This is a genomic window from Brevibacillus fortis, from assembly GCF_046196545.1.
Taxonomy (GTDB): Bacteria; Bacillota; Bacilli; order Brevibacillales; family Brevibacillaceae; genus Brevibacillus; species Brevibacillus fortis_A.
The window spans coordinates 1-7,500 of sequence record NZ_CP176370.1; the positions used below are offsets into that span (position 1 = coordinate 1).

General features: G+C 47.7%; 6 protein-coding genes and 10 tRNA genes (1 of these 16 only partly in view). All 16 read left to right on the forward strand.

The window, feature by feature from the left end; translation table 11 throughout:
• Positions 1-1,362: a chromosomal replication initiator protein DnaA gene (gene dnaA, locus ACKKE8_RS00005; protein ID WP_409176476.1), complete on the forward strand. Its 1,362-nt coding sequence runs from the start codon at positions 1-3 to the stop codon at positions 1,360-1,362.
• A 207-nt stretch (positions 1,363-1,569) separates the two neighbouring features.
• On the forward strand, positions 1,570-2,709 hold the full coding sequence (gene dnaN, locus ACKKE8_RS00010) for a DNA polymerase III subunit beta (RefSeq protein WP_409176477.1): 1,140 nt from the start codon (positions 1,570-1,572) through the stop codon (positions 2,707-2,709).
• Positions 2,710-2,741: 32 nt separating this feature from the next.
• Positions 2,742-2,957 (forward strand): S4 domain-containing protein YaaA, encoded by a 216-nt coding sequence (gene yaaA, locus ACKKE8_RS00015; protein WP_012683786.1) that lies wholly within the window; start codon positions 2,742-2,744, stop codon positions 2,955-2,957.
• Positions 2,958-2,973: 16 nt separating this feature from the next.
• Positions 2,974-4,092, forward strand: coding sequence for a DNA replication/repair protein RecF (recF, locus tag ACKKE8_RS00020; protein ID WP_012683787.1), 1,119 nt, complete (start codon positions 2,974-2,976; stop codon positions 4,090-4,092).
• A gap of 12 nt (positions 4,093-4,104) precedes the next feature.
• Positions 4,105-4,392: an extracellular matrix regulator RemB gene (gene remB, locus ACKKE8_RS00025; protein ID WP_137031562.1), complete on the forward strand. Its 288-nt coding sequence runs from the start codon at positions 4,105-4,107 to the stop codon at positions 4,390-4,392.
• Positions 4,392-6,317 carry a DNA topoisomerase (ATP-hydrolyzing) subunit B gene (gyrB, locus tag ACKKE8_RS00030; RefSeq protein WP_409176478.1) on the forward strand — a complete coding sequence of 642 codons (1,926 nt, stop codon included), beginning with the start codon at positions 4,392-4,394 and terminating at the stop codon, positions 6,315-6,317. Before remB ends, gyrB begins: the two co-directional genes overlap by 1 nt.
• A gap of 215 nt (positions 6,318-6,532) precedes the next feature.
• Positions 6,533-6,609: transfer RNA gene (locus tag ACKKE8_RS00035), tRNA-Ile, on the forward strand.
• A 44-nt stretch (positions 6,610-6,653) separates the two neighbouring features.
• Positions 6,654-6,729: transfer RNA gene (locus ACKKE8_RS00040), tRNA-Ala, on the forward strand.
• 17 nt (positions 6,730-6,746) lie between these two features.
• A tRNA-Asn gene (locus ACKKE8_RS00045) sits at positions 6,747-6,822 on the forward strand.
• A gap of 7 nt (positions 6,823-6,829) precedes the next feature.
• Positions 6,830-6,903: transfer RNA gene (locus ACKKE8_RS00050), tRNA-Glu, on the forward strand.
• Between the two features lie 33 nt (positions 6,904-6,936).
• Positions 6,937-7,012 (forward strand) — tRNA-Val (locus ACKKE8_RS00055).
• Between the two features lie 25 nt (positions 7,013-7,037).
• Positions 7,038-7,114: transfer RNA gene (locus ACKKE8_RS00060), tRNA-Asp, on the forward strand.
• Between the two features lie 35 nt (positions 7,115-7,149).
• Positions 7,150-7,225, forward strand: a tRNA-Phe gene (locus tag ACKKE8_RS00065).
• Positions 7,226-7,239: 14 nt separating this feature from the next.
• Positions 7,240-7,315, forward strand: a tRNA-Thr gene (locus ACKKE8_RS00070).
• A 47-nt stretch (positions 7,316-7,362) separates the two neighbouring features.
• Positions 7,363-7,447: transfer RNA gene (locus tag ACKKE8_RS00075), tRNA-Tyr, on the forward strand.
• 18 nt (positions 7,448-7,465) lie between these two features.
• Positions 7,466-7,500: transfer RNA gene (locus ACKKE8_RS00080), tRNA-Gln, on the forward strand (it continues 40 nt past the right edge of the window).

A 7,500-nucleotide genomic window follows, 5' to 3' on the forward strand; every position in this document is an offset into this window, starting at 1 on the left:
TTGGATGCAGCGATTAGCGAACTATGGCGCAAAGTACTCGCCAAGATAGAAAAATCGCTAAGCAAACCCAGTTTTGATACCTGGCTGAAGGCGACAAAGGCAACTACATTAGAAGAGGATGCACTGATCGTCGTCGCACCAAACGACTTTGCTCGTGATTGGCTAGAAACCAGGTACGCACAACTGATTACCGATACACTATATGAAGTGACGGGTATCAATATGAAAGTAAAGTTCGTCGCGATGCAAAATCCTGATGGGGCTTTTGCCGACGAACAACCTGCCCCACGGGTGAAGATGAGCGAACCGCCAACAGTCGCGGATGACCAGCCACCCAGTATCTTAAATCCCAAATACACCTTTGACACGTTTGTCATCGGCTCAGGGAATCGATTCGCTCACGCCGCATCGCTTGCGGTTGCTGAAGCTCCTGCAAAAGCTTACAATCCCCTCTTCATTTACGGAGGAGTCGGACTTGGCAAAACCCACTTAATGCATGCAATTGGCCATTATGTCATTCAACACAACCCATCGGCGAAAGTGGTCTATTTGTCGTCTGAGAAATTCACCAATGAATTCATCAACTCTATTCGTGACAACAAAGCCGTCGAATTCCGCAATAAATACCGGAGTGTTGACGTTCTTTTAATTGATGACATTCAGTTTTTAGCAGGCAAAGAATCGACACAAGAAGAGTTTTTCCATACGTTCAATGCCTTGCATGAAGAAAGCAAACAAATCATCATCTCCTCCGATCGACCTCCTAAGGAGATCCCGACACTGGAGGATCGCCTCCGCTCACGCTTCGAATGGGGACTGATTACTGATATTCAGCCGCCAGACCTCGAAACGCGGATTGCGATTTTGCGCAAAAAGGCGAAAGCAGAAAATCTCGATATCCCTAATGAGGTAATGGCGTACATCGCCAACCAGATCGACAGCAACATCCGCGAGCTGGAAGGCGCATTGATTCGTGTCGTTGCCTACTCCTCCTTGATTAATCGAGATATCGACACGCAGCTGGCAGCGGAAGCACTGAAAGACATTATTCCTTCCTCCCGCCCACGCGTGATTACCATTATGGACATCCAACGAACGGTCGGAGAAGCGTACAGCCTGAAACTAGAAGATTTCAAGGCGAAAAAGCGGACAAAAACCGTCGCTTTCCCACGTCAGATTGCGATGTATCTCTCCAGAGAGCTGACGGATGCCTCCTTGCCGAAAATCGGTGATGAATTTGGCGGCCGTGACCATACGACAGTCATCCATGCCCATGAGAAAATCTCTCGTGCGCTGGCAAATGACCCTCATATGCAAACAACCATTCAGTCGCTCATTGAAAAGTTAAAAGCAAACCATTAAACCTGTGCATAACGCAAAAAGCCTATACACAACTTACCCACATGTGTATAGGCTCTCTTTTACGTATTGAACCCACATATCCACAAATCCACAGGCCCTATTACTACTTCTGTTAAAAAGATTTATCCTAATAAGTTATGATAAAGGCGCAGCCATTATGCAGATTCCAACCAAAAATAATGGCGCCGGAGAGGGAGGCTCACGTCGATGCATATTACCGTTCAGCGTGAAAAGCTATCGAACGCCGTATCGCATGTTAGCAAAGCAGTTTCTAGCAGAACTACGATTCCAATTTTGACCGGGATTAAAATCAAAACGGATGATGAAGGTTTGACACTGACAGCAAGCGATTCTGATGTGTCTATTGAAGTTCAGATCCCGATGGAAGAAGCCGGAGAATGGGGAGTAACCGTACATCAACCTGGTAGCATTGTATTGACTGCACGTATTTTCAGCGAAATCGTGCGTAAGTTGCCAAGCAATGAAATCGATATTCAAGTTGATGATCGTCTCGTAACCCAAATTCGTTCCGGACAAGCTGAGTTCACCATTAACGGAATGGATGCCAATGAATATCCACAGCTGCCGCATCTGGAAGAAGATAAAGTCTTCAGTGTTCCCTGTGATTTACTGAAGGCAATGATTCGCCAGACTGTTTTTGGTGTCTCCACTTCCGAAATGCGTCCGATCTTGACGGGTTTGATGTGGTCGCTTGATCAAGGTAAATTGCGTTTTGTGGCAACTGACAGCCATCGCTTGGCTAGCCGTACTGCAATGGTCGAATGCCCAGAGGATCTTTCTTTCCATAACGTGGTTGTTCCGGGTAAAAGCTGCAATGAATTGGTAAAAATATTAGATGACGACCAAAATCTCGCGGATATCGTTGTTGCTGACAATCAAATTTTGGTGAAGTCCAAGCATATCCTGTTCTATTCTCGTCTCCTCGAAGGAACATATCCAGACACGACCAGAATCATTCCACAAGGAAGCAAAACGGAGATTACCGTCAGCACCAAGGAATTTTTGCAATCCATTGAGCGTGCTTCCTTGCTGAGCCGCGAAGGCAAGTCGAACGTAGTCAAGCTCGTTACGCTGCCTGATGGAACCGTCGAAATTACGTCCATTGCACCTGAGATCGGGAAAGTAACGGACATTTTGACGCCAAAAGGAATGAATGGCGAAGAATTGAAAATTTCCTTCAACGCCAAATACATGATCGATGCGCTGCGTGCAATCGATAGCGCGGAAATCAAAGCGAGCTTTAGCGGTCCGATGAGTCCATTTGTGATTCGTCCGACCGATCACGACTGGATGCTCCATCTGATTTTGCCGGTTCGTACGTACTAATTTGTTTTTACGTAAAAGAAAGGAGCCAAGCCATGCGTGAGGTTTCCATTAGCACAGACTATATTGCTCTCGGCCAATTTTTGAAGCTGGCTGAAATCATTGACACGGGGGGAATGGCCAAAGCTTTTTTGGCTGAGGTTCCGATCCAGATCAATGGAGAGCTGGATAACAGACGTGGACGCAAGCTATATCCTGGCGATGAAGTGGCGATTGAAGGCTATGGTCGCTATCAAGTGGTACGCCCCTGAGAGGAGAGCGTGATTCTTGTTTCTCAAGAACCTGTCGCTAACCAATTATCGCAACTACGAAACGATGTCCCTGTCGTTTGACGGTCCCATCCAGTTGTTTATTGGCAACAACGCTCAAGGGAAAACAAATGCTCTCGAATCGATCTATGTTTTGGCACTCGCCAAATCCCACCGAACGCCCCGCGACAAGGAGCTAATTTCCTGGGATGCCGATTATGCCACGATCCGTAGCGATGTTCTTCGTCGCTACGGTTCTGTTCGTTTAGAGCTGCAGTTGACAACCAAGGGAAAGCGGGCCAAAATCAACGGAATGGAACAGCAGAAGCTGAGCGCCTATGTGGGGGCATTGAATGTCGTCATGTTTGCACCCGAGGATCTTTCCATTGTCAAAGGCGCACCTGCCCAGCGCAGACGCTTCATCGATATGGAAATCGGTCAGGTTTCACCTACGTATCTTTATTATTTGAGCAATTACAACAAAGTGCTGGCCCAGCGAAATCAGCTTTTAAAGGATTTGGCCATGAAAAAAAGTAACTCGCTGGAAATGCTGGCAATTTGGAATACCCAATTAGCCGATTTAGCGGTAAAATTGTTACGGAAGCGTTTTGAGTTCATTCGGAAGCTGGAGACGTGGGCACAGGAAATCCACACTGGCATTACCGATGGCAGGGAAAGACTTTCTTTGCATTACGTTAACTCATCGCCCGTTACAGAAGAGATGACGATAGATCAGGCTGTAGATAAAATGCTTGCTGCCTACGAAGAGGTTCGCGACCGGGAAATCATGCGGGGGAGCACCCTTATTGGGCCACACCGTGATGATTTTTCACTCAAAGTGAACAACATGGATGTGCAAACGTATGGTTCCCAGGGACAGCAACGCACCAGTGCGCTGTCCATTAAATTAGCCGAAATTGAGCTGATTAAAGAAGAAGTGGGAGAATACCCCGTTCTGTTGTTGGATGATGTCTTGTCAGAGTTGGATGAACATCGGCAAACGTTGCTTCTCGAAACCATTCAGGATCGAGTACAGACGTTTGTAAGTACCACAGGTGTGGAAGGCTTAAAGCATCAGGTTCTCCAGCAAGCCTCTCGTTTTTACGTGAGGGAAGGGAAAATCTCCGGAGAAAGGTAGGGGAAGACAGGGATGTTTATTCACATTGGTGGAGATACTGTGGTGAGCACGAAGGAAGTTATTTCCATTCTGGATCATCAGACTGTGAAATCCTCAAAAATCAATAAAGCGTTCTTACTCGAAAAAAGTAAGACAGTTGTTGACCATAGCGAGGAAGAAACGAAGTCGTATGTAATCACCAAGAACGCCATTTACTGTTCACCTATTTCTTCTCTGACGCTGAAGCGACGCGCTCAGTTCGTGGACAGCTTGGATCAGTTTCCCTTTGTACAAGCTGAAGTGGAGGAGTTGACAGAGTAGTGGATCAAGTGACGACGAAAGATACAAACTACGATGCGAGTCAGATTCAGGTACTGGAAGGGTTAGAGGCAGTTCGGAAACGTCCCGGCATGTACATCGGGTCGACGAGCAGCCGAGGTTTGCATCACCTGGTATGGGAGATTGTCGACAATGCCATTGACGAGGCGCTGGCCGGTTATTGCGACGAGATCTTGGTGGTCATTCATCCAGACAACTCCGTATCTGTAACCGATAACGGTCGAGGAATCCCGACTGGTATTCATGAAAAGACTGGGAAATCCACAGTTGAAACCGTTTTGACTGTATTGCACGCCGGTGGTAAATTCGGCGGTGGCGGATACAAGGTGTCCGGCGGTCTGCACGGGGTAGGTAGCTCGGTAGTGAACGCGCTATCGGAATGGATGGAAGTCGAGGTTAAACAAAATAACCAGGTATACTACATGCGCTTTAAAGTAGGCGCACCGGATGCCGATCTTGCTGTTGTGGGCGAGACCGAAGAGACGGGAACAAAAGTTACCTTCAAGCCTGACCCGACTATTTTTACCGAAACAACGGTATTTGAATACGAGATTTTGCAAAAACGTATTCGCGAGCTGGCGTTCCTTAACAAAGGATTGCGCATCACGCTGAAAGATACGCGTCCAGATCATGAGAAGGAAGAATCCTTCCACTACGAGGGCGGTATCATCCAGTTCGTAGAATACTTGAATAAAAACCGGGAAGCCCTGCATGATGATGTGATTTATTGCGAAGGGGAAAAAGAAGGTCTTGTCGTGGAGGTTGCCCTTCAGTACAACGACAGCTATGTGAGCAACATCTACTCTTTTGCCAATAACATCAACACGCATGAGGGTGGTACTCACGAAACCGGATTTAAAACGGCGCTTACGCGTGTTATCAACGACTACAGCCGCAAGTTTAACTTCCTGAAGGAAAAGGATCCGAATCTTTCCGGGGACGATGTGCGTGAAGGTATTACCGCGATTATCTCCGTAAAAATTCAAGAGCCTCAGTTCGAAGGACAAACAAAAACGAAGCTGGGCAACTCGGAAGCGCGAAGCATTACTGAGTCTGTCTTCGGTGACCGTTTTAACACCTTTATGGAAGAAAATCCGGGTGTAGCCAAAAAAGTTGTGGAAAAAGCGCTCATGGCATCTCGTGCCCGTGAGGCAGCTCGTAAAGCACGTGAAATGACTCGTCGCAAGAGTGCGCTGGAAGTAAGTGCTTTGCCGGGTAAACTGGCGGACTGCTCTTCCAAGGACGCATCCGAATCTGAACTGTTCATTGTAGAGGGTGACTCTGCGGGCGGTTCTGCGAAGATGGGACGTGACCGTCATTTCCAAGCCATTCTTCCTCTTCGCGGGAAGGTATTGAACGTAGAAAAAGCACGTCTGGATAAAATTCTCGGCAACAACGAGATCCGTGCCATTATTACGGCTTTGGGAACAGGTGTTGGCGAAGACTTTGATATTTCAAAGGCACGTTACCACAAAGTCGTCATTATGACGGACGCCGACGTCGACGGATCACATATTCGTACGCTTCTGCTGACGTTCTTCTTCCGCTACATGAAACAGTTGATTGAAGCGGGGTATATTTACATTGCGCAGCCGCCTCTCTACAGCATCAAGCAAGGGAAGACGTTGCATTATGCGTATACCGACAAGCAGCGTGATGAGGTACTCGCTACCTTGAAGGCTCAACCGAAGCCAAACGTCCAACGCTATAAAGGACTTGGCGAGATGAACGCGGATCAATTGTGGGAGACTACGATGGACCCAGAAGTCCGTACGTTGCTTCAGGTAGATCTCGAGGATGCTATGGATGCCGATATGGTGTTTGAGACACTGATGGGAGACGAAGTAGAGCCTCGCAGAGAGTTTATTGAGCAATATGCAGCAAATGTACGCGATCTTGATATTTAAGTTGGAACGAAGAAAAGCTTGTCCTTTACCGGGCAAGCTTTTTCTTAATGAAAATTTGAAAACACATTTGAAATATACGATGAACATGACTTATAATAGGGTGTACTTTTGTTAAGCTCGTTTCACAAAAAAGTTCACCCACGCAATAAAAAAAATCAAATTTTCTATTGCAATGAATTAAAAAGTATGCTAGATTAAATTCCGGAAGTAATCGCGGGCCTATAGCTCAGTTGGTTAGAGCGCACGCCTGATAAGCGTGAGGTCGGCTGTTCGAGTCAGCCTAGGCCCACCACTTACATAGCTGACATGGCAATTGCGTCATTAAAGCGTTAGGATGGGGCTGTAGCTCAGTTGGGAGAGCGCCTGCCTTGCAAGCAGGAGGTCATCGGTTCGATCCCGTTCAGCTCCACCATTCTAAAATATGATTATTCCTCGGTAGCTCAGTTGGTAGAGCAATCGGCTGTTAACCGATCGGTCGGCGGTTCGAGTCCGTCCCGAGGAGCCATTGAAATGGCCCGTTGGTGAAGCGGTTTAACACAGCAGCCTTTCACGCTGTCATACAGGGGTTCGAATCCCCTACGGGTCACCTAGCAAAACGCCCTGCAAACGCAAGGGTCCTGGAGGCTTAGCTCAGCTGGGAGAGCATCTGCCTTACAAGCAGAGGGTCGGCGGTTCGATCCCGTCAGCCTCCACCACTTTTAACAACTGAATGTCTTACATGGAGCTGTGGTGAAGTTGGAGTTCACGCCGGTCTGTCACACCGGAGGTCGCGGGTTCGAGTCCCGTCAGCTCCGCCATTTTTCTCAAGCGATGGCGAAACAATTACGCTTGAGGCTCGGTAGCTCAGTCGGTAGAGCAGAGGACTGAAAATCCTCGTGTCGGCGGTTCGATTCCGTCCCGAGCCACCATTCATACAAAACACGCCGGTATAGCTCAATTGGTAGAGCACCTGACTTGTAATCAGGGGGTTGTGGGTTCAAGTCCTATTGCCGGCACCACTTTTTCTTTGAAAGTTGAATAAGGTTTGCTTTTGAAGGACAAGCTTGGGGAGATAGTGAAGTGGCTAAACACGGCAGACTGTAAATCTGCTCCCTCCGGGTTCGGCGGTTCGAATCCGTCTCTCCCCACCATCTTTACTTCATGGCTATTGGGGTATAGCCAAGCGGTAAGGCAACGGACTTTG

Bases quoted from the DNA above. Each gene is read 5' to 3' on its own strand.
- dnaN (WP_409176477.1), top strand. From the start codon at position 1,570: ATGCATATTACCGTTCAGCGTGAAAAGCTATCGAACGCCGTATCGCAT.
- yaaA (WP_012683786.1), top strand. From the start codon at position 2,742: ATGCGTGAGGTTTCCATTAGCACAGACTATATTGCTCTCGGCCAATTT.
- remB (WP_137031562.1), top strand. From the start codon at position 4,105: ATGTTTATTCACATTGGTGGAGATACTGTGGTGAGCACGAAGGAAGTT.